Origin of the sequence: Pseudomonas sp. PDM22 (assembly GCF_014851965.1) — a bacterium.
GTDB lineage: Bacteria > Pseudomonadota > Gammaproteobacteria > Pseudomonadales > Pseudomonadaceae > Pseudomonas.
In genome coordinates this window covers 467,844-487,507 of the sequence record NZ_JACVAR010000005.1, presented here as the reverse complement: position 1 = coordinate 487,507, position 19,664 = coordinate 467,844, and the positions used below count along the sequence as shown (strand labels likewise).

The 19,664-nt window shown below is 66.3% G+C and carries 18 protein-coding genes; 12 read left to right on the top strand and 6 right to left on the bottom strand.

The window, feature by feature from the left end:
• Positions 1-31: 31 nt before the first annotated feature.
• Both IB255_RS20025 and IB255_RS20020 read right to left on the bottom strand, forming a co-directional pair.
• Positions 32-1,318 (bottom strand): glycosyltransferase, encoded by a 1,287-nt coding sequence (locus IB255_RS20025; protein ID WP_081518268.1) that lies wholly within the window; start codon positions 1,316-1,318, stop codon positions 32-34.
• An 87-nt stretch (positions 1,319-1,405) separates the two neighbouring features.
• Complete coding sequence (locus IB255_RS20020; RefSeq protein WP_081518267.1) at positions 1,406-2,338, bottom strand: GntR family transcriptional regulator; 933 nt, start codon at positions 2,336-2,338, stop codon at positions 1,406-1,408.
• A 199-nt stretch (positions 2,339-2,537) separates the two neighbouring features.
• Here IB255_RS20020 and IB255_RS20015 point away from each other — a divergent pair, with 199 nt between their 5' ends.
• The 9 genes from IB255_RS20015 to IB255_RS19975 all read left to right on the top strand — a co-directional run bounded on the left by IB255_RS20015 (position 2,538) and on the right by IB255_RS19975 (position 11,241).
• The gene (locus tag IB255_RS20015) at positions 2,538-3,587 is read left to right on the top strand and encodes a spermidine/putrescine ABC transporter substrate-binding protein (protein WP_017519222.1); all 1,050 of its coding nucleotides are present in this window, start codon (positions 2,538-2,540) and stop codon (positions 3,585-3,587) included.
• A gap of 172 nt (positions 3,588-3,759) precedes the next feature.
• Entirely contained in the window at positions 3,760-4,632 is an 873-nt protein-coding gene (locus IB255_RS20010) for an ABC transporter permease (RefSeq protein WP_081518266.1), read from the top strand.
• Positions 4,625-5,440, top strand: coding sequence for an ABC transporter permease (locus IB255_RS20005; protein WP_081518265.1), 816 nt, complete (start codon positions 4,625-4,627; stop codon positions 5,438-5,440). The genes IB255_RS20010 and IB255_RS20005 overlap by 8 nt, the downstream gene beginning before the upstream one ends.
• Positions 5,433-6,512 carry an ABC transporter ATP-binding protein gene (locus tag IB255_RS20000; RefSeq protein WP_192210758.1) on the top strand — a complete coding sequence of 360 codons (1,080 nt, stop codon included), beginning with the start codon at positions 5,433-5,435 and terminating at the stop codon, positions 6,510-6,512. The genes IB255_RS20005 and IB255_RS20000 overlap by 8 nt, the downstream gene beginning before the upstream one ends.
• 32 nt (positions 6,513-6,544) lie before the next feature.
• Positions 6,545-7,849 carry a nucleotide disphospho-sugar-binding domain-containing protein gene (locus IB255_RS19995; RefSeq protein ID WP_192210757.1) on the top strand — a complete coding sequence of 435 codons (1,305 nt, stop codon included), beginning with the start codon at positions 6,545-6,547 and terminating at the stop codon, positions 7,847-7,849.
• Positions 7,842-8,222 carry a cupin domain-containing protein gene (locus IB255_RS19990; protein WP_151187413.1) on the top strand — a complete coding sequence of 127 codons (381 nt, stop codon included), beginning with the start codon at positions 7,842-7,844 and terminating at the stop codon, positions 8,220-8,222. Before IB255_RS19995 ends, IB255_RS19990 begins: the two co-directional genes overlap by 8 nt.
• Before the next feature lie 118 nt (positions 8,223-8,340).
• Positions 8,341-8,685, top strand: a complete 345-nt coding sequence (locus IB255_RS19985) for a cupin domain-containing protein (RefSeq protein WP_081518261.1) — start codon at positions 8,341-8,343, stop codon at positions 8,683-8,685.
• A gap of 4 nt (positions 8,686-8,689) precedes the next feature.
• Positions 8,690-9,742: an aminoglycoside phosphotransferase family protein gene (locus IB255_RS19980; RefSeq protein ID WP_192210756.1), complete on the top strand. Its 1,053-nt coding sequence runs from the start codon at positions 8,690-8,692 to the stop codon at positions 9,740-9,742.
• Positions 9,739-11,241, top strand: a complete 1,503-nt coding sequence (locus IB255_RS19975; protein WP_192210755.1) for an aldehyde dehydrogenase family protein — start codon at positions 9,739-9,741, stop codon at positions 11,239-11,241. The genes IB255_RS19980 and IB255_RS19975 overlap by 4 nt, the downstream gene beginning before the upstream one ends.
• A 7-nt stretch (positions 11,242-11,248) precedes the next feature.
• Here IB255_RS19975 and IB255_RS19970 read toward each other — a convergent pair whose 3' ends face one another.
• From IB255_RS19970 to IB255_RS19955, 4 genes are all read right to left on the bottom strand, one after another.
• On the bottom strand, positions 11,249-11,845 hold the full coding sequence (locus tag IB255_RS19970) for a GNAT family N-acetyltransferase (protein ID WP_192210754.1): 597 nt from the start codon (positions 11,843-11,845) through the stop codon (positions 11,249-11,251).
• Positions 11,846-11,956: 111 nt separating this feature from the next.
• Positions 11,957-12,631 carry a polysaccharide lyase family 7 protein gene (locus IB255_RS19965; RefSeq protein WP_081518257.1) on the bottom strand — a complete coding sequence of 225 codons (675 nt, stop codon included), beginning with the start codon at positions 12,629-12,631 and terminating at the stop codon, positions 11,957-11,959.
• A 98-nt stretch (positions 12,632-12,729) separates the two neighbouring features.
• Complete coding sequence (locus IB255_RS19960) at positions 12,730-13,410, bottom strand: response regulator transcription factor (protein WP_192210753.1); 681 nt, start codon at positions 13,408-13,410, stop codon at positions 12,730-12,732.
• A gap of 54 nt (positions 13,411-13,464) precedes the next feature.
• Positions 13,465-14,787: a CapA family protein gene (locus tag IB255_RS19955; protein WP_151187409.1), complete on the bottom strand. Its 1,323-nt coding sequence runs from the start codon at positions 14,785-14,787 to the stop codon at positions 13,465-13,467.
• A 296-nt stretch (positions 14,788-15,083) separates the two neighbouring features.
• On the opposite strand from IB255_RS19955, the gene IB255_RS19950 reads away from it, so the two are divergent.
• From IB255_RS19950 to IB255_RS19940, 3 genes are all read left to right on the top strand, one after another.
• On the top strand, positions 15,084-16,937 hold the full coding sequence (locus IB255_RS19950) for a DUF1302 domain-containing protein (protein ID WP_192210752.1): 1,854 nt from the start codon (positions 15,084-15,086) through the stop codon (positions 16,935-16,937).
• 27 nt (positions 16,938-16,964) lie between these two features.
• On the top strand, positions 16,965-18,323 hold the full coding sequence (locus tag IB255_RS19945; protein ID WP_192210751.1) for a DUF1329 domain-containing protein: 1,359 nt from the start codon (positions 16,965-16,967) through the stop codon (positions 18,321-18,323).
• A 359-nt stretch (positions 18,324-18,682) separates the two neighbouring features.
• Entirely contained in the window at positions 18,683-19,588 is a 906-nt protein-coding gene (locus tag IB255_RS19940; protein WP_081518253.1) for a LysR family transcriptional regulator, read from the top strand.
• Positions 19,589-19,664 lie beyond the last annotated feature (76 nt).

Genomic DNA, 19,664 nt, shown 5'->3' with positions numbered 1-19,664 from the left:
TCGCCAGTACTTCGACAGAGCCAATCCGCTGTCAGTCGGCGCAGATGCGGAGGATCGCCCGCGCCGCCGTTTCGGTGCCGCGCGAGGCCTGCATCTGCTCGCGCACGGTGCTCAGGCGTTGCGCCATGGCCTTGTCCGCGAGCAGTTCGGCAAGGGCGGCGGGAAGCGCCGCCAGCGGGTCCTCGAAGCGCGGCAGGTAGCGCGCCACGCCGACTTCCTCGGCGCGCCGGGCGTTGTCGTGGCCGTCCCAGCAATAGGGGATGATCACCGACGGCAGGCCGAAATACAGCGCTTCGCAGAAGCTGTTGTTGCCGCCGTGATGGATGAACAGCTGGCACTCGCGCAGCACCGCCGGCTGCGGATACCAGCTGTCGAGGTAGACGTTGTCCGGCACCGTGTCGTAGTGCTCGCGGTAGGCGCCGACGTTGATCAGGAAGCGGTACGGCAGCTGCGCCACGGCGTCGATCAGCCGGCGCATCATCGCCACGTCGGCGGCGCCCAGGCTGCCGAAGCTCACGTAGATCAACGGCGCGTCGTCATGCCGGGGGAACTGCGGCGGGATGTATGGCGCCTCGCTGCGCACGCAGCCGTCGAGGTACAGGTAGCGCTCGGCCGGCAGCGGCTTCTCGCGCTCGTAGCGCACCGGCGTTGGCGACAGCAGCAGGTTGAGCCAGGGCGAGTCCTCGAGGAACTGGCCGGCGGGCAGGGCGGGGTGGCCGCACTCGGCGAGGAAGCGGGCGAAGCGCTCGTGTGCCGGCCTGGTCGCGTGCAGGTAGTGCTCGCGGTAAGTCGAGCAGGCCTGAGCATCGCTGCTGCTGGCGCCGGACAGGTAGGGCGGTACGGCGGCGTCGGGCAGCTCGGTTTCCGCGCAGGAGACCATGCGTATCCAGGGGCAGCCGGCGGCGGCGATGGCCGGGAAGCTGACCACGTTGTCCAGCACGATGGCGTCGGGCTTGAGCCGGGCGAGCAACTGCTGCAGCGGCTTTTCCGACTCGATGGCGGTGTCGATGATGGCTTCCCAGGCCGGCGCCACGTAGCTGTCGATCTGCGCCAGGGGCGGCTGGTCGAAGTACGGCACGTTGCGCTCGATGAAGCGCTCCCAGTAGTGCTGGTGGTCGGCGGCGGAGAGGGGCGAGTCCAGCTGCAGCGGGTACTCGGCGAAGCCGTACTCGGCGAAAATGCCCTGGAAGTGCGCATGGCAGATGAACACCGGGCGGGCGCCGAGCTCGCGCAGGGCCTGGGCGATGCCGATGCAGTTCAGCGCGGCGCCGAAGCTGGCCTCGGGGAAGAAGGCGATGGTTCTTGTTCTTTGCGTCATGGGCACATCCGGGTGTTGCTCACGGGCACTGCGTGAAACTGATACTGCATTTTTTCGTTAAAAAAAAACACCGTGAGAGAAAAATAATCAGCGACGGCCCATGGCGAACGACTGCGGAATCCCGCGGTTGGCGGTCTGCGGGCGTTGTGCGAAGGACAGCCGCAGGTGCAGGCGCATCAGGTCGGCGGCGACTTCCAGCTGGCCGCGTTCGATCTGCTCGATGATCCGCAGGTGCTCGCGCAGGGCTTCCTGCAGGCGGTGCACGCTGACCATCGGCAGCAGGTTGGGCAGGCGGCGCAGGCGCTGGTGCTGCAGCAGGGCGTCGCCGACGAAGCGGTTGCCGCAGCCCTGGGCGATCAGTTCGTGGAAGCCGATGTCCAGCTCGCGGAACTGCGCCACGTCGAAGCGCTCGATGGGCGCACTGAGTAAGTCTTCCATGGCGCCGCGCAGCAGGGCGAGGCGCGCCAGGTCAGGGTCGAAGCCGGGCGCCAGCAGCGCTTCCGGCTCGAGGATCAGGCGGTAGCGCAGGCTGTCTTCCAGCGCCGCGAGGTTGTTCAGCAGCGGGCGGAACGACCAGCTCTGCCCGGCGCCGCGCTCCAGCACCTGGTCTTCGCTGAGCTGCGCGAGGACCTTCTGCGCGGCAGCGCGGCCGATGTCGTAGCGGCGCATCAGCTCGCTGGCGCTGAGGCTGTTGCCCAGCCGCCCGGCCATGCGGTCGCGCAGTACCGAGGCGGCCAGCGCCTGTTCCTCGGCCTGGGGCAGGGCGGGGCCGAGTACCTGGGCGGAAGGGTCGGCGGCGAGGCGATAGCCCTTGCCCGGCTCGTGGGCCACCAGTTGCTGTTCCAGCAGCAGGTCCAGCCCCGCGCGGATCAGCGTGCGCGATACGCCGAAGGTGCGCGCCAGTTGCTGCTCGGACAGCCCGTCGCCATCTCCCAGCCCGGTGTCCTGGGCGTGCTCGATGATCCGCCGGGCCAGTTCCAGGTGGTTGGTGCGCGGTCTTTTCTCGGTGTCCTTGCTCAAGCGGCTTCTCTCCAGCAGGCCCCGGCAGGCGTGTCGCCGCGGGGCGACCCCTTATGCCACAGCGTCGGTGGTCCAACAAGAATGCAAGAAATGGTTGACTTCGCCAGTGGTTCGGTTTTTATTTTGAAAAAAAGACATGTAGTACGCTTTTCGTTCCGCTGCCGTCGACACAACAACAACCAATCGTCAGGTGCGCAAGATGAAGCTGAAGACCATGCTCTACGCAGGGGCAACCCTCGCGCTCACGCTGTCCGCCACCACGGCCAGTGCCAAGGATCTGGTGATCTCCATCTGGGACGGCTACATGGCCCCGGACAACCTGGAGAAGTTCCAGAAGGCCACCGGGCTCGAAGCCGACAAATCCCTTCACGCCACCAACGAAGAGATCATGGGCAAGCTCATGGCCTCCGGCGGCGAAGGCTATGACGTGGTGTTCGTTTCCTCGCCCTTTGCCGAGATCCTGCACAAGCAGGGCCTGCTCGCCGAGATCGATCCGGCCAAGGTGCCGAACCTGAAGAATCTCTACCCCGAAGCGCAGAAGCTCGAGTACGACGTCGGCAACCACTTCTCCGTGCCTTACACCTGGGGCACCACCGGCATCTGTTACCGCTCGGACAAGGTCAGCCCCGCGCCTTCGAGCTGGAGCGACCTGCTCAAGCCCTCCGACGCCCTCAAGGGCAAGACCACCATGCTCGCCACCGACCGCTGGCTGTTGGGCGCGGGCTTCCTCGCCAACGGCTGGTCGGTGAACGACGGCAACCCGGACCAGATCAACGCGGTGCGCGACCAGCTGATCGCCACCAAGAAGCGCCTGCTGTCCTTCGACGACACCACCTTCTACTCCAAGCTGGCCTCCGGCGAAGCGCTGATGGCCCACGCCTGGGACGGCTGGTGCAACTACGGCACCCAGGCCAACGAGTCGATCAAGTTCGTCGTGCCCAAGGAAGGTTCCGACCTCTGGGTGGACACCATGGTCGTGCTGAAAAGCTCGAAGAACCCCGACGCCGCCTACCGCTTCATCAACTACATGCTGGAGCCGGCGAACCACGCCTGGGTCGCCGAGAACATCCTTTACAAGGTGCCCAACCAGGCGGCGATGGCGACCTTGAAGCCCGACCTGCTGGCCAAGTACCCGAACCTCACCACCACGCCGGCCGAACTGGTCAAGCAGCAGCAGTTGCGTGACGTCGGCGGCTCCACGCAGAAGGCCTATACCCGCGCCGTGACCGAGATCATGGCTGCACAGTAGGGCCGGCTGCGCGTCGGCGATGCTGCGTTGAGAACAAGCGCGGGCTTGCTTATTTACATCCGCGCCCACGCTTGTTCTCGCCTTGCCTCGCTCTAGCTCGCTCGCCCCACAAGTTCACTGTATTCAATAACCCTGAAGCACCCCGCCTGGCGTGGGGTTGGGGGAACTACGCATGACCGCTTTGTCCGCCGACCGGAAACTCTCGGCCTGGCTGCTCGCGCCCGGCCTTGGCTGGCTGGCCCTGTTCCTGCTGCTGCCGTGCCTGCTGGTGCTGGTCTACAGCTTCCTCGAACGTGGTGCCTATGGCGGCATCGACTACGTGTTCACCTGGGAAAACTACCGCCGCGCGGTGGACCCGCTGTACCTCGACATCCTCCTGCGCTCGGCGAAGATCGCCGGCCTCGCCACGCTGTTCGCGGTGCTCATCGGCTACCCGGCGGCCTACGCGATCACCCGCAGCACTCCGCGCCGGCAGGCGGTGTTCCTGTTCCTGGTGATGCTGCCGTTCTGGAGCAACTACCTGATCCGCACCTACGCCTGGATCGTGCTGCTCAACCGCGAAGGCCTGCTCAACCGGCTGTTCAATCTGCTCGGCTACAGCGGCGAGCCGATCAGCCTGCTGTACACCGACGCCACCGTGGTGCTCGGGCTGGTCTACAACTACATCCCCTTCGTCATCCTCGCCATCTACAGCTCGCTGTCGCGCATCGACAACGAACTCTGGGAAGCCTCGCGGGACCTCGGCGCCTCCGGCTGGACCACCTTTCGCCGGGTGATCCTGCCGCTGTCGGTGCCGGGCGTGGCCGCCGGCGCGGTGTTCGTCTTCGTGCTCTCCATCGGCAACTTCATTACCGCCGACCTCTTGGGCGGCAAGCAGGTGCAGATGGTCGGCAACCTGATCTACGCGCAGTTCCTCACTGCACGCGACTGGCCGTTCGGCGCGGCGCTGAGCTTCTTCCTGATCGGCATCATGATGCTGTTGCTGTTCATCCAGGCCATGGTCTCGCGCCGGGCCCAGGGTGCGGAGGGCGAACGCCATGCGTAACTCCAGCAACGTCTCCGGCATCGCCCTCGGCGCGCACCTGTGGCTGGTGTACGCCTTCCTCTATGTACCGATCCTGGTGCTGATCCTGCTGTCGTTCAACGCCAGCGGCCTGCCCACCGCCTGGGGCGGCGCGTCGCTGAAGTGGTACGCCAAGCTGCTGGCCAACGCCTCGATCCAGCACGCGGCGCTGAACACCCTGATCGTCGCGCTGACCTCCACCTTCATCGCCTGCGTGCTGGGTACGCTACTCGCCCTCGGCGTGGAGATGCGCGCCCGCAACAACCCCGGCAAGAAGGGCGCGAACCTCGCCGACACGCTGCTGATGGCGCCGATGATCATCCCCGATATCGTCCTGGCCATCGCGCTGCTGAGCTTCTTCAACCTGCTGAAGATGAGCCTGGGGCTGCACTCGATCATCCTCAGCCACGTGGTGTTCAACATCGCCTTCGTCTGCGCGGTGGTGCGCACGCGGCTCAAGCACTTCGACTACTCGATCCTCGAAGCCTCCATCGACCTCGGTGCCGGCTGGTTCACCACCGCGCGCCGCGTGCTGCTGCCGGCGATCTTCCCCGGCGTGATGGCCGGCGGCCTGCTGGCATTCACCCTGTCGGTGGACGAATTCATCATCGCCTTCTTCAACTCCGGTTCCGGCAGCGCGTCCACCACGCTGCCGATGCAGATCTACTCGATGATCCGCTTCGGCGTGACCCCGGAAATCAACGCCCTCGCCACCCTGGTGATGCTGGTCAGCTTCACCGCGCTGTTCGCCTCCCAACGTCTGAACAAGGTGCCCAAAGCCCATGACTAAGTCATCCGACCTGCTCGTGCTGGAGCAGGTGAGCAAATCCTACGGCGAGGGCCTGACGGCGGTGGACCAGGTGTCGCTGAGCATCCGCGAGAACGAGTTCTTCGCGCTGCTCGGTCCCTCCGGCTGTGGCAAGACCACCCTGATGCGCATGATCGCCGGCTTCGAGACGCCCAGCTCCGGCGCGATCTATCTCAACGGCCAGGACATCTCGCCGCTGCCGCCGAACAAGCGCCCGCTGAACCTGATGTTCCAGTCCTATGCGCTGTTTCCCAACATGACCGTGCGCGGCAACATCGCCTACGGTCTGGAGATGGAGAAGCTGCCGGCCGCTGAAATCCGCCAGCGTGTCGATGCGGTGCTGGAGACCGCGCAGCTCGGCTCGCTGGCCAACCGCCGGCCGGACCAGCTCTCCGGCGGTCAGCGCCAGCGCGTCGCCCTGGCCCGTGCGCTGGTCAAGCGCCCGCGCGTGCTACTGCTGGACGAACCCCTCGGCGCGCTGGACAAGAAGCTGCGCGAGAAGATGCAGCTGGAGCTCAAGCGCCTGCAGCACGAGAGCGGCATCACTTTCATCATGGTCACCCACGACCAGGAAGAAGCCCTGGTCATGTCCGACCGCATGGCCGTGCTGCGTGACGGCAAGGTCTGCCAGTGCGGCAGCCCCAGTGAACTCTACGAGAACCCGGGCAGCCGCTTCGTTGCCGACTTCATCGGCGTCAGCAACCTGATCGAAGGCCGCCGGGTGGGCACCAATCGCCTGCAGGCCGGCGACCAGGTGCTGAACATCGAGACCACCGCCGAGTCCAGCCCGGAGAGCGTGACCCTGGCGCTGCGCCCGGAGCGTTTACGGGTTCTCACCGACGCCACGCCGGCCACCGACAACCAGATTCACGGCGAGGTGGCCGAAGTGGCCTACCACGGCCTGGACACCAACCTGCACGTGAACACGGCGCTCTCCAGCAAGCCGCTGATCGTCCGCGTGCCGTCCTCGGACTACGACTTCTTGCGCCTTGCCGCCGGCATGCCGGTGCGCCTGGGCTGGGATGCGCGGCACGGCCGCGTGCTGACTCACTGATCGCCTTAGAACAAGACTGACTGGAGAGCACCATGAGTAGTGAACGCAAGGTCATCGCATTCTTCCCCGAGGCCGCCTACGGCCCGGCCCTCAATTCCGTAGGCATCGCCCAGGCCTGCGAGGCGATGGGGCACAAGGCGGTGTTCCTCACCGATCCGGGGATGACCGGGGTGTACTCGGCCTACGGCTTCGAGGAGCACTACGTGAACATGTCCGAGCCGATGCCGGCCGAGGAGATGGCGCGCTACTGGACCGACTTCATCAACGGTCACATCCCCAACTTCCGCAAGGCGCCGATCGACCAGCTCGACAACTACGTGAAGGAGTGCTGGGAGGCCATCGTCTCCACCTCCAAGTGGGCGCAGAAGGAGCTGCCGGCGATCCTCGACCGGATCAAGCCGGACCTGATCTGCGTCGACAACGTGATCCTCTTTCCGGCCATCAAGCACTACGGCAAGCCCTGGGTGCGGATCATCTCCTGCTCGGAAAACGAAGTGCACGACCCGGACATCCCGCCGTACCTGTCGGGCATGAGCGTTGATGACAAGGACGGCCACGCACGCTTCCAGAAACGCTTCGAGGAAGTGATCGCGCCGATCCACGCCGACTTCAACGACTTCCTCGCGCAGTGTGGCGAGCGGCCGTATCCGCTGGGTACCTTCTTCGAAGAGTCGCCCTACATGAACCTGCTGCTCTACCCGGACCCGGTGAAGTTCGAACGTCGCCACCCGCTGCCGGCGCGGCAGTTCCATTACCTGCAAGGCTGCGTGCGCACCGACAAGCCCTACGAGATTCCGCAGTTCAAGGCGCACAACGACAAGCCGCTGCTGTATGTCAGCTTCGGCAGCCTGGGCTCGGGCGACGTCGAGCTGCTCAAGCGCCTGGTCACCACCATCGGCAAGCTGCCGTACCGCGCGCTGTTCAACGTCGGCGAGCACGTGGAGAAGTACACCGACCTGCCGGACAACGTGATCGTCTCCAACTGGTACCCACAGCCCTCGGTGATCGCCCAGGTCGATGGGGTGATCCACCACGGCGGCAACAACAGCTTCACCGAGTGCCTGTTCTTCGGTAAGCCGGCCATCGTCATGCCCTACGTCTGGGACGGCCACGACAACGCCATGCGCGCCCAGGAAAGCGGCCACGGCCTGCGCATGGACCGCTACGACTGGAGCGAGGAAGACCTGGCGCGCAACATCGCCCAGCTGCTGGGTGACCAACTGATGCAGGGGCGCCTGGCGCGCACCAGCGACTACATGCGCTCGCGCAAGGGCCCGGAAGACGCTGCGCGCATCCTCGACCAGTTGGTGCAGGGCAAGGCGGTGAACCATGCCTGAGTTCAAGGCCGCTTCCTTCAATGGAGAGAGCACCGCGCCGCACATCCGCGGCGCCCGGGACTACGACGACCTGGTGGACTGGGGCGTGCAGTCCGACGCGCTGGAGGGTGTCTCGCACTCCAGCGGCCGGCTGCTGTTCAAGGGCCCGAACAACAGCCCGGAAACCGGCCTGTGGGTCTGCACCCCCGGCCGCTGGCGGCTGTCGATCCCGCGTGACGAGCTCTGCCACTTCGTCTCCGGACGCGCCACCTACCGCTCCGACGAGGGCGAGGTGATCGAGGTCGAGCCCGACACCCTGGTGCTGTTCCCGGCCGGCTGGACCGGCGAGTGCACCGTGCACAGCACGCTGCGCAATCTCTACATGCTGGCCTGAACCCGTAGGGCGGATAACGCCCCAGGCGTTATCCGCCGTCGATTTCCACCCGAACCCATCGGCGGATAACCGCAAGCGGTTATGCGCCCTACATGCTTCGACTCATCAGGAGTGAACGATGAAGACCCCCGTTATCTACCGCCCGCTGCAGGTCACCGAACTCAAGGACTGGGGCGTGATCCCGACCATGCTCGAGGGCGAGTCCCATGTCAGCGGCGTGGTCCTGCACAAGGGGCCCGAAGGCCAGTCCGAATGCGGCATCTGGCACTGCACGCCGGGCAAGTGGTTCTGCCACGTGACCAGCGACGAGTTCTGCCACTTCCTCGAGGGCCGTTGCACCTACGTGCACGAGTCCGGCGAGGTGATCGAGATCGAGCCGGACACCGCGGCCTTCTTCCCCAAGGACTGGAAGGGCGTGTGCACCGTGCACGAGACCATCAAGAAGGTCTACATGATCCGGTGATGCCATGAACCTGCCCTGCGAAACCACCCGTGCCGCTGCCCGCGAGACCTTCCTCGCCGGCAGCGGCCTGTCCGGCGCGGCCATCACCGCGCTGCCGGCGGACGCCTCGATGCGGCGCTATTTCCGCCTCGACGGCAAGGGACTGCTGCTGATGGATTCGCCTCCCGGCGCCGAGCCGCTGGCTCCTTACCTGCGGGTGGCGCAGCTGCTGCGCGACTGCGGGCTGTCGGCGCCCAGCGTGCTGGCCGCCGACCGCGAGCTGGGTCTGGCGCTGGTGGAGGACTTCGGACAGGCCACCTATACCCGGTTGCTTGCCGACGGCCATGACGAGGTGGCGCTGTACCGCCTTGCCGTGGATGCCCTGATGCGCCTGCACCGCGCGGGCCCCCAGGCCGCCGAAGGCGTGGCGGCCTACGACGGGCAGAAACTGGGCGATGAAGCGGCGCTGTTCATTGACTGGTATGCGCCACTGCTGGTGGGCGAGCAGGCTGCCGCGAAGCTGCGCGAGCGCTATCTGGCGGAGTTCGCCGCGCTCTGGCGCGATGTCTCGCTGCGCCGTGAAGTGCTGGTGCTGCGCGACTACCACGTCGACAACCTGATGCTGCTGGAGGGCAGGGCGGGCGTGGCGGCGTGCGGGCTGCTGGACTTCCAGGACGCGCTGTTCGGCGCGCCGGCCTATGACCTCATGTCCCTGCTCGAAGACGCGCGCCGCGATATTCCCGAAACCCTGCGCGTGACCCTGCTCACCCATTACCTCAGCCAGCGCCCGGAAGTGGACGGCCGGCGCTTCATGGCCGACTTCCAGGTGCTCGCCGCACAGCGCCACGCCAAGGTGCTGGGCATCTTCGTGCGCCTGGCCAAACGCGACGGCAAGCACGGCTACCTCAAGCATCTGCCGCGCGTGCTGCGGCTGTTCCAGCGCGCGCTCGACAGCGAACAGTTGCGCCCGCTGGCAGCGCTGCTCGACACCCATCTGCCGAACTGGCGCCAGGGGCTTGAGAGCGACGTGATCGCCCAGCGCCTGGCCTCATCCGAATCCCTGCGGAGCATTCCATGACCGACTTTCACGTTGATCTGCCCCTGCGTTTCATCGGCCCGCAATACCAGGGCGTGGCGACGCAGCGCCGGCGCGACATCATCAACCCCGCCGACCTCACCCCGGTCGGACGCATCGCCCTGTGCGACGCGGAAGACGTGGACGCCACCATCGACGCGGCCAACGCCGCCCAGCGCGAGTGGAAGCGCGTGGACGCGAAGTCCCGCGCGGCTATCCTTCACCAGCTGGCCAACGCTATCGAAACCGACCAGGCCACCCAGCGCGAAGTGGCGCGGCTGATGACCCTGGAAATGGGCAAGCCGTTCCCCGAAGCCATGGGCGAGCTGGCCAACTGCGCGCCGATTTTCCGCTATTACGCCGAGATGGCCCGCGACGAGGCCGGCAAGGTCGCCGGCACCACGCAGCTCGGCTCGTTCCAGCATGTGCGCTACGAACCCTACGGCGTCAGCGTGCACATCATGCCGTTCAACTTCCCCATCCTGCTGATGTGCTGGACCCTGGCCGCCTCGCTGGCGGCGGGCAACGCCTGCATCGTCAAGCCGGCGGAAAGCACCACGCTGTGCACGCTGAAATTCATGCAGCACTTCAAGGTGCTGCCGGCGGGCATGGTCAGCTGCGTGCCGGGCGACGCCAGCACTGCGCAGCGCCTGGTGCAGTCTGAGCGTACCCACGCCGTGGCCTTCACCGGCAGCGTCGCCGCCGGCAAGGCGGTGGCGGTGGCCTGCGCCGAGCGGATGAAACCGGCGGTGATCGAGGCCGGCGGCAGCGACCCGATGATCATCTCCCGCCACGCGCCGCTGGAAGTCGCGGCGGCCGGCGCGGTGACCGCAGCCTTCCACCTGAGCGGGCAGATCTGCACCTCGGCGGAGCGCTTCTATGTGGTCGATGAAGTCCATGACGAGTTCGTCGCGCGCTTCGCCGAGCGCACCCGCGCGTTGCGCATCGGCCACGGCCTGGAGCGTTCCGAGATCGGTCCGATGGTCAGCGAGGCGGCCCGCGCCAAGGTCATCCGCCTGGTGGACGACGCCATCGCCAAGGGCGCCACGCTGGTCTGCGGCGGGCGCATTCCCGAACAGTTCCCGGTGGGCTGGTATTACGAGCCGACCATCCTCACCGACGTCACCCCGGCCATGGCGATCTTCCATGAGGAGTGCTTCGGCCCGGTGGCGGCGATCTGCAAGGTGAAGGACTTCGACGAGGCGGTCCGGCTGGCCAACGACTCGCCCTTCGGTCTGGGCGCCTCGCTGTTCTCCACCGACCTGGCCGAAGCCATGGAAGCGGCGGATCGCCTGGAGGCGGGGATGGTCTGGGTGAACAACCCGCTGATCGACAACGATGCGTTGCCGTTCGGCGGCTGGAAGATGTCCGGCATGGGTCGCGAGCTGGGCCGCCAGGGGCTGGATGCGTTCCGCCGCTCGAAGATGGTGATCATCGACCACCAGCCGCAGATTCACTCCTGGTGGTACCCGTACAGCGACGAGGTGTTCTACCAGGGCTGAGCGGCCATCAGGTCGGGGCGCGGCCGAGCCTTTCCAGCAGCCGTGCCTTCACCTCCGGCCACTCGCTGTCGATGATGCTGAAGCGCACCGAGTTGCGCTTGCGGCCGTCGGGCATGATGCGCTCGTGGCGGACGATGCCTTCCTGCACCGCGCCCAGGCGCAGGATGGCGGCGCGAGACTTCTCGTTCAGCTCGTCGGTGGTGAACTGCACGCGCACGCAGTCGAGTTCCTCGAAGGCGTAGGTGAGCAGCAGGAGCTTGGCCTCGCTGTTGATCGGCGTGCGCTGCGCCGACAGCGCGAGCCAGGTGTGGCCGATCTCCAGCTTGCGGTTGGCGCGATCTACCTTCCAGAAACGGGTGCTGCCGACGACCCTGCCGGTGCGCCGCTCGAGGATGGCGAAGGGCAGGACACTGCCTTCCTCCAGGCCCTTTTCGGCCTTGGCGATATAGCCCGCGACGGTATCCGGGCCGGGCACCACCGTGACCTTGAGGTTCCACAGTTCGCCATCGGCGGCGGCCTCCAGCAATGCCGGCGCATGTTCTGCACGCAGCGGCAGGAGTTCGACGTGCTGGCCTGTCAGGTGGGGGCAGGTGAGGGCGGGCATACGGATGGGCTCTGGGTGCGACGATCCCACAGCCTACCGGATGCCAGCGCTTTTCTGTAGGAGCGGGCCATGCCCGCGAACAGCGCCTGTAAGGCGCCGCTTTCCCCGCACTCACGCATGCCTGATCTGCAGGTCCTTGATCACGCACACCGAAGCATCGCTAGCCAGGGTCGTGTCGGTAAAATCGATCTGGTTGTAGACCCCGCCGTGGAAATCGAAAACCCGTGCTGCCCAGCTGACATCCAGCGGCATCGAAGGCACCGCCGAATTACGCCCGTTGCAGCTGGCCTGCACCGTCAGCATCAGGCTGGACGTGGCGAGGATCAGGATGTCGAACTCCGCACCCAGCGGCACGTTGTCCAGCACGGTGCTGTTCACCGGCGTGGTCTGGTTGAAGTTCTGGCGGAAGCCCATGGTCAGCTTGCCCTTCTGCCAGAACACTTTGAGCAGCGGGCTGTCGTCGTCCTTCACGTGCATCTGCGCCACCACTACCTTCTGTGCCGAGTTCACCTGGGTGACCTTCATCAATTGGTGGTTCACATGCTCGGTTGCGCCGCTCAGGGCCCAGTAGATCGGTTCCTTCCATTCGCAGCGGGTGCGGTGGACGCTCTTGCTCGCCACGCCCTTGGTCGGCGCGGTGAGTTGCAGGCTGCCGTCGGGCAGGCGGGTGACCAGGTTCGGATACTGCGCCAGCGCCTGCGGGCCGGGAATCTCGATGGAGACGGTGTCGGTCGGGGTCTTGCCCACGGGCAGGGCGATATTGAGGTTGTCGATGCTGACGGTCATGCCGGGCACTCCTGCGGCGGTGAGGGTGCCTGGTTTGACTGGACGGAGTTCCCCGCGCGACGAATTTTCGGCCGGGCGGTCATGCGGACTAAGCGATGTCAGCCGACGAAGCGATAGCCCTTGCCGCGCACCGTGACGATCAGCGGACTTGGCGGGTCCTGGTCCAGCTTGGCGCGCAGATGGGCGACGCGTACGTCCACCGAGCGGTCCAGGCCGTCCCAGGTGATGCCGCGCAGCGCCAGGAGCAGGTCGTCGCGGCTGAGGGTCTGGCCGGCGTGGGCGACGAGTTGCCAGAGCAGGTCGAACTCGGCGCCGGTCAGGTCGATGCGCGAGCCGTTGCGCCGCACTTCGCGCTGGCGGGCATCGAGCACCAGTCCGGAGCGCTCCAGGCGGTCAGTCGGCTCGGGTACGTTTCGTGGTCGTCGCAACAGGGTCCGCACGCGGGCCAGCAGCAGGCTCGGGCGCACCGGTTTGCAGACGTAGTCGTCCGCGCCGTTCTCCAGGCCGTCGATCTGCTCGGTGTCTTCGGAGCGCGCGCTGAGCATGAGGATCGCGCCCTGGTAGCGCGGACGGAGGCGACGGCAAATGGACACGCCATCCTCGCCCGGCAGCATGCGGTCGAGGATCACCAGGTCCGGGCACTCGTCCAGCACCCGGTCGGCGGCGCGTGCGCCATCGGACTCGATGCCGGCGGTCAGGCCATGGTGTTCGAGGAAGTCGCGGGTGAGGGCGGCGAGGCGCAGGTCGTCCTCGACGATGAGAATGCGGGCTGTGGTCATGGGGATGGGAAGAAGAGGGCGCCGGGCAGCTTGTGGCCGCCCGGCGCTGCGGCATCAGAGTGTGACGCGCGCAATCGAGCCGTCCACCGACAGCCGAGTACCGTAGGGTTCCGACAGCGCGGCGAAGCGCTGCAGGATCGCTTGTGCGTGTTCGCCTTCGGCCAGGCGCGGGCGGCCGCGGCGGTGTACCGCCTCGCCCAGGCCCAGGCTCACCGGGTGCAGTTCGATGCCGGTGAGGCGGCGGCCGTCGAACTGGCAGACCGGCACCAGGCTCTCCCAGAAGCGCGCATCGGAGGGGAAGCTGCGGGTGTCGTTCTGGGTGCGCTGCAGGAATACCTTCGAAGGCGTCTGGTTGCGGTCCACGCGGAATTGCTCGTAGCTGTCCGCCGGCAGGCGCTCCACCAGCTCGTTCTGGCCGATGAAGTTGCCCAGGCTGTAGAAGATCGGCTTGCCGTTGTAGATCTCCATGCCGCGCAGCAGGTGCGGGCCGTGGCCGACCACGATATCGACGCCGGCGTCGATCATGCGCCGGGCTACCGGCTGGATGAATTCGGCAGCCACTTCCAGGTCCCACTCACCCTTGGCGTCGTGGCCCAGTTCGTGGGCGTGGATGCTCAGCACCACTACGTCGGACAGTGTCCGTGCTTCCTCGACCCAGCGCAGGATGTCGTCCATGTCCTTCTTGCGCGGCAGGGTACGCAGGCGCGCGCTCTCGCCCTGGCGGAACAGCAGCGGGGTGAAGGGGCCGAACACCGCCAGCGACGGATCGGGGATCGGGTGGGCGAAGCCCAGGTCCACCGCGCCCTGGTACAGACGGTCCAGGCCGAGGCTGGCGATGATGCCGCGCATGGCTTCCATCTGTGCGCCGTCGAGCTGGTGCACGGTGTCGTAGCGCAGCGGGTTGAGACCGGGGCGGCCGGGCATGTCGCGGGTCTGCTCGCTGGCTTCCTGGCCTTTGCCGAAGGTGGAGGTGCAGGCCAGCAGCGAGACGGTGCCGGCAGGCTTGGTGCAGTACACCGGGCGGCGGGCTTCCTCGAGGTTGCGGCCGGTGCCGGCGAACAGCAGCTCGCGCTTGTCCAGCTGTGCGTGGGCGGCCTGCAGACCGGCGATGCCGTAGTCCAGGCTGTGGTTGTTGGCGGTGGAGAACAGGTCGAAGCCGCCCTCCACCAGCTCGTCGAGCACCCACGACGGCGCACCGAAGTGCGAGCCGCCGCTTTCCAGCACGGCGTCGCCCTGGAAGTCGTTGGGCAGCACTTCCAGGTTGGTGAAGCTGACGTCGGCGCCGCGCAGCAGGTCGAACAGCGGGAGCAGGGTTTGGTCTTCGCGGCTGTTCAGGCGGCGCTGCAGGATGCTGTCGCCGGTCAACGCAATCTTCATGGTCCACCTCAGGGTCGGGGAGTCGCTGATGGCGGCGGACTTTAGGGCAATGTGCGGCCCGGGTCGGCTGAATCCTGGGTATCGCGATAGCCGTCGGTTATCACCCGCAGAGCCGCACCCGCCAAGCCTCGCGCGCTGCGAGACGGCGGCGTTTTCATTCTGGCTATGGGCATCACTTTTTTTCAGAAGTCAGCGTTGTGACAGCGCTCTAACCTGCGCTCGCCTCCCGGCCCAAGAGCCGCGGAGCAGGGGTGGCACGGCTTGCCGTGACCAGCACGATCCAGGCGGAGAGCAGCATGAAAAAAACAATAACCGGCGCCGCAGGCTTCAAGCCGCACGCGCTGGCGCTGGCTACCAGCATGGCCCTTGGCGGGGCATCTTCGGCTCAGGCAGTGAGCTTCAACGTGGGGGAAATCGAGGGTCGCTTCGACTCGACCCTGTCCATTGGCGCAAGCTGGGCGATGGACAGCCCGGACAAGAAATTCATCGGCACCCGCAACGGCGGCACGGCGTCCAGCCAGACCTCCGATGACGGCCGGCTGAACTTCAAGCGCGGCGAGACCTTCTCCAAGATCTTCAAGGGCCTGCACGACCTGGAGCTGAAGTACGGCGACAGTGGCCTGTTCCTGCGTGGCAAGTACTGGTACGACTTCGAACTGAAGGACGAACACCGTCCGCTCTATGACATCGACGACAGCGGCCGCGATACCGCCGCCCAGTCCTCCGGCGCCGAGCTGCTCGACGCCTTCCTCTACCACAACTACGAACTGCAGGATCGGCCGGGTACCGTGCGCGTGGGCCGCCAGGTGGTGAGCTGGGGCGAGAGCACCTTCATCCAGAACGGCATCAACTCGATCAACCCGGCGGACGTCGCCGCGCTGCGTCGACCCGGTTCCGAGGTGAAGGAAGCGCTGATCCCGGTGAGCATGCTGTATTTCAACCAGGGGCTCACCGACACCCTGTCCATGGAGGCCTTCTACCAGCTGGAGTGGGAGAAGACTGTGCCGGACAACTGCGGCACCTTCTTCGGCTGCGACGTGGCCGCCAAGGGCTGCGACATCAACATGGCGGTGAACGGCAGCGACTTCGACCGTGACATCGATGGCACCGGCATCCGTGGCGGCTACGGCTATGTGCCGCGCGGCAAGGACCACGACGCCCGCGACGGCGGCCAGTTCGGCGTGGCGCTGCGCTGGATGTATAACGACACCGAGTTCTCCGCCTATGCGATGAACTACCACAGCCGCACGCCGACCAGTAACTGGGTGGTGGGCAAGGGCGCGCTGGCCGACCCGGTCGGCGGGCTGATCGGGCAGGGCGGCGTGAGCACCGCGCGCTGGTACCTGGACTACCCCGAGGACATCCGCCTTTACGGCCTGGGCTTCAACACCACCTGGGGCAGCACCGCGGTGCAGGGCGAGATCAGCTACCGGCCGAACATGCCGCTGGGCATCAACTCCAGCGACGTCTCCGGCGCCGCCACCCTCGGCTCGGCGGCGACCAGCCCGCTGGTCAACGGTGGCCTGCCGATCTTCTCCAGCGGCTGGGCCGACTCGGCCTACGGTTCGCTGATCCAGGGTTACGAGCGCAAGCCGTTTACCCAGGCGCAGATGACCTTCACCAACACCTTCGACCAGATCGAACTGATCGGCGCCGAGCGCCTGACCCTGGTGGGCGAGATCGGCTTCAGCCACATCGCCGACCTGGGCTCCACCGACGGCTCCGACCTGCGCTTCGGCCGCAGCAGCGTATATGGTAACGGTGAGCTGGCCAGTGCCGGCACCTCGGCGCTGCTGGGGCTGTCGGGCAACGCGATCTGCCAGAAGGTGGTGAACACCGCCAACCCCGGCCAGTGCGATGACAAGGGCTTCTACACCCAGAACTCCTGGGGTTACCGCGTGCGCGCGGGCCTGGAATACAACGACCTGCTCGGCGGCGTTTCGCTGCGCCCGAACCTGGCGTTCTCCCACGACGTGCAGGGCTACGGCCCGACCTTCAACGAGGGCGACAAGTCGGTCAGCGTCGGCGTCGATGCCGAGTACCTGAGCCGCTACACCGCCAGCATCAGTTACACCGACTACTTCGGCGGTGATTACAACGTCAACACCGACCGCGATTTCCTCGCCGTCAGCATGGGCGTCAGCTTCTGACGCCCGCCAGCCCCCAGAGGTAAAAGCATGAACAACAAGCAATGGTTGCAGGCCGGCTGCCTGACGCTGGGCCTGCTCGCCGGGCAGGTCATGGCCGCAGTCGGTGCCGACCAGGCCGCGCGCCTGGGCAATGAACTCACCCCGATTGGCGCCGAGAAGGCGGGCAACGCCGACGGCAGCATCCCGGCCTGGACCGGTGGCCTGGCGCTGAACGCCGGCACGGTCGACGCTGGCGGCTTCCTCGCCGACCCCTATGCCGCGGACAAGCCGCTGTTCACCATCACTGCGCAGAACGCCAGCCAGTACCAGGACAAGCTCACGCCGGGGCAGCTGGCGATGTTCCAGCGCTTCCCCGAGACCTACCGCATTCCGGTCTACCCCAGCCACCGTAGTGCGAGCTACCCGCAGGCGGTGATCGACGCGGCGAAGAAGAATGCCACGGCGACCTCCCTGGCCGAAGGCGGCAACGGCCTGACCAACTTCAGCATGACCATCCCGTTCCCGATCCCGCAGAACGGCCTGGAAGTCATCTGGAATCACGTCACCCGTTACCGGGGCAACGCGATGCTGCGCACCACCGCGCAGATGAACCCGCAAACCAACGGCGCCTACACCATCAGCTACATGAAGGAGCAGTTCGCCTTCCCGTTCGGGCTCAAGGACTACGACCCGGCGAAGATGGACAACATCCTCTACTACTTCCGCCAGGAAATCCTCTCGCCGCCGCGCCGCGCGGGCAGCGTGATGCTGGTGCTGGAGACCATCGACCAGGTCAAGGAACCGCGCATGGCGTGGATGTACAACGCCGGCCAGCGCCGCGTGCGCCGCGCCCCGCAGGTGGGCTACGACAGCCCCGGCGCGGAAGGCATGCGGACCTACGACGACTTCGACATGTTCAACGGCGCACCGGATCGCTACGACTGGAAGCTGGTGGGCAAGAAGGAGCTGTACATCCCCTACAACAGCTTCGCGCTCGACTCGCCTGCGCTGAAGTACGACGACATCGTCAAGCCCGGCCACCTGAACCCGGACCACACCCGCTACGAACTGCACCGCGTGTGGCACGTGGTGGCGACCCTGAAGCCGGGCCAGCGGCACATCTACAGCAAGCGTGACCTGTACATCGACGAGGACAGCTGGCAGATCGCCGAGGCTGACGCCTACGACGGCCGTGGCAGTCTCTGGCGGGTGTCCGAGGGCCATGCGCGGCCGTTCTACGACCAGCAGTTCACCTGGCTGACGGCGGAGACCCACTATGACGTGCTGTCCGGCCGCTACACGGTGTCCGGCCTGCGCAACGAAGAAAAGAGCAGCTATGACTTTGCGGTGAAGGCCAGCAGCAACGACTTCACCCCCAACGCCTTGCGCGCCACCGGCATCCGCTGACGGCGGGCTTGACTGGCGCTCACCGGCGCTCCGATGTGTTTATCAGCGGCCTTCGGGCCGCTTTTTTTGTGGCTCGCGCACTCACCTGTAGGAGCGGGCCATGTCCGCGAATCCACCCACCCGCACAGTGGCAACAGGAAAACCTCGTCGTAGGATGGGTCGGGCGGCGTTCCGCGAGCGCAGCGATACCCATGCTGGCGATGCACGAAACTCCCAGAGATTCCCACCGCCTGAATCAGCCGGCAAAAACACCCCCGCGACCCACCAGTCCACCCGCGTTTACCAACCGTTACTCACGCCGGCCTCGATTTTGCTTTATGTTCCGACCTGTTACCGATCCCCGAGCCGACGACCACTCCATGAAGTTGCATCAACTCCGCGCCATCGTCGCCATCTGCGAAAGCGGCAGCATCCAGGAAGCTTCGCGCCTGCTGCACATCTCCCAGCCCGCCCTGTCCAAGAGCATCAAGGAGCTGGAGGCCGAGCTGGGCGTGCCGCTGCTGGTGCGTTCCAACCGTGGCATCACCGCCACCGAATACGGCGAGCGGCTGGTGCGCCGTGCCCGCCTGGTGGTCGAGGAAGTGCGACGCGCGCGGGACGAGATCGAGACGCTGAAGGGCGCCATGGACGGGCGCGTGGCCATCGGGGTGTCACCGGTGACGCCCAGCCAGCAGTTCGCCAGCTGCCTGCTGCGTTACCGCAAGCGCTACCCCAAGGTGCAGCTGCAGATCAGCGAACTGCGCCCGGCCAAGCTGCTCGAAGGCCTGCGCGAAGGCCAGCTGGACCTGGTGCTGACCTCGCAGCCCTCGTCACGCAACGTCGACGGCTTCCATTGGCAGGAGCTCTACGCCCAGCCCACTACGCTGGCGGTACGCAAGGGCCATCCGCTGCGCAACGCGCGCTCGCTGCACGAGCTGCTCGACGAGGAGTGGCTGGTGCCCGATTCGCTGGATGTGTCTCTCGCCGGGCAGATGTTCGAGCAGTACCAGGTGCGCCACCCCGAGCGCGTCATCGAGTGCGCCTCGGTGGTGCTCTACGCGGAACTGGCCGCCAATACCGATGCGGTGAGCTTCTGGTCGCGGCGTGTGTTCGACCTGCCTATCGTCTCCGGTACCCTGGACGCGCTGGACATCGCCGAGACGGTGCCGGGCACCGACATTTCCCTGGTCTGCCGTCCGCCGGAGCTGATGACCCGCGAGGCGCAGACCCTGGTGGATGAGCTGGTCTATGCCTTCAAGGGTCCGCACCTGCGCAAGGCCGACTGATCCTGGCTGGATGAAGCCCGCTTCGATAACCAGCCTTGATAAGCATGCGCGAAGGTCATTATTCAGCGCCTCGCGC

Bases quoted from the DNA above. Each gene is read 5' to 3' on its own strand.
- IB255_RS19955 (WP_151187409.1), bottom strand. From the start codon at position 14,787: ATGAAGATTGCGTTGACCGGCGACAGCATCCTGCAGCGCCGCCTGAAC.
- IB255_RS19945 (WP_192210751.1), top strand. From the start codon at position 16,965: ATGAACAACAAGCAATGGTTGCAGGCCGGCTGCCTGACGCTGGGCCTG.
- IB255_RS20025 (WP_081518268.1), bottom strand. From the start codon at position 1,318: ATGACGCAAAGAACAAGAACCATCGCCTTCTTCCCCGAGGCCAGCTTC.
- IB255_RS20005 (WP_081518265.1), top strand. From the start codon at position 4,625: ATGCGTAACTCCAGCAACGTCTCCGGCATCGCCCTCGGCGCGCACCTG.
- IB255_RS20000 (WP_192210758.1), top strand. From the start codon at position 5,433: ATGACTAAGTCATCCGACCTGCTCGTGCTGGAGCAGGTGAGCAAATCC.
- IB255_RS19940 (WP_081518253.1), top strand. From the start codon at position 18,683: ATGAAGTTGCATCAACTCCGCGCCATCGTCGCCATCTGCGAAAGCGGC.
- IB255_RS19990 (WP_151187413.1), top strand. From the start codon at position 7,842: ATGCCTGAGTTCAAGGCCGCTTCCTTCAATGGAGAGAGCACCGCGCCG.
- IB255_RS19995 (WP_192210757.1), top strand. From the start codon at position 6,545: ATGAGTAGTGAACGCAAGGTCATCGCATTCTTCCCCGAGGCCGCCTAC.
- IB255_RS19965 (WP_081518257.1), bottom strand. From the start codon at position 12,631: ATGACCGTCAGCATCGACAACCTCAATATCGCCCTGCCCGTGGGCAAG.
- IB255_RS19950 (WP_192210752.1), top strand. From the start codon at position 15,084: ATGAAAAAAACAATAACCGGCGCCGCAGGCTTCAAGCCGCACGCGCTG.
- IB255_RS20010 (WP_081518266.1), top strand. From the start codon at position 3,760: ATGACCGCTTTGTCCGCCGACCGGAAACTCTCGGCCTGGCTGCTCGCG.
- IB255_RS19970 (WP_192210754.1), bottom strand. From the start codon at position 11,845: ATGCCCGCCCTCACCTGCCCCCACCTGACAGGCCAGCACGTCGAACTC.
- IB255_RS19960 (WP_192210753.1), bottom strand. From the start codon at position 13,410: ATGACCACAGCCCGCATTCTCATCGTCGAGGACGACCTGCGCCTCGCC.
- IB255_RS19985 (WP_081518261.1), top strand. From the start codon at position 8,341: ATGAAGACCCCCGTTATCTACCGCCCGCTGCAGGTCACCGAACTCAAG.
- IB255_RS19975 (WP_192210755.1), top strand. From the start codon at position 9,739: ATGACCGACTTTCACGTTGATCTGCCCCTGCGTTTCATCGGCCCGCAA.
- IB255_RS20015 (WP_017519222.1), top strand. From the start codon at position 2,538: ATGAAGCTGAAGACCATGCTCTACGCAGGGGCAACCCTCGCGCTCACG.
- IB255_RS19980 (WP_192210756.1), top strand. From the start codon at position 8,690: ATGAACCTGCCCTGCGAAACCACCCGTGCCGCTGCCCGCGAGACCTTC.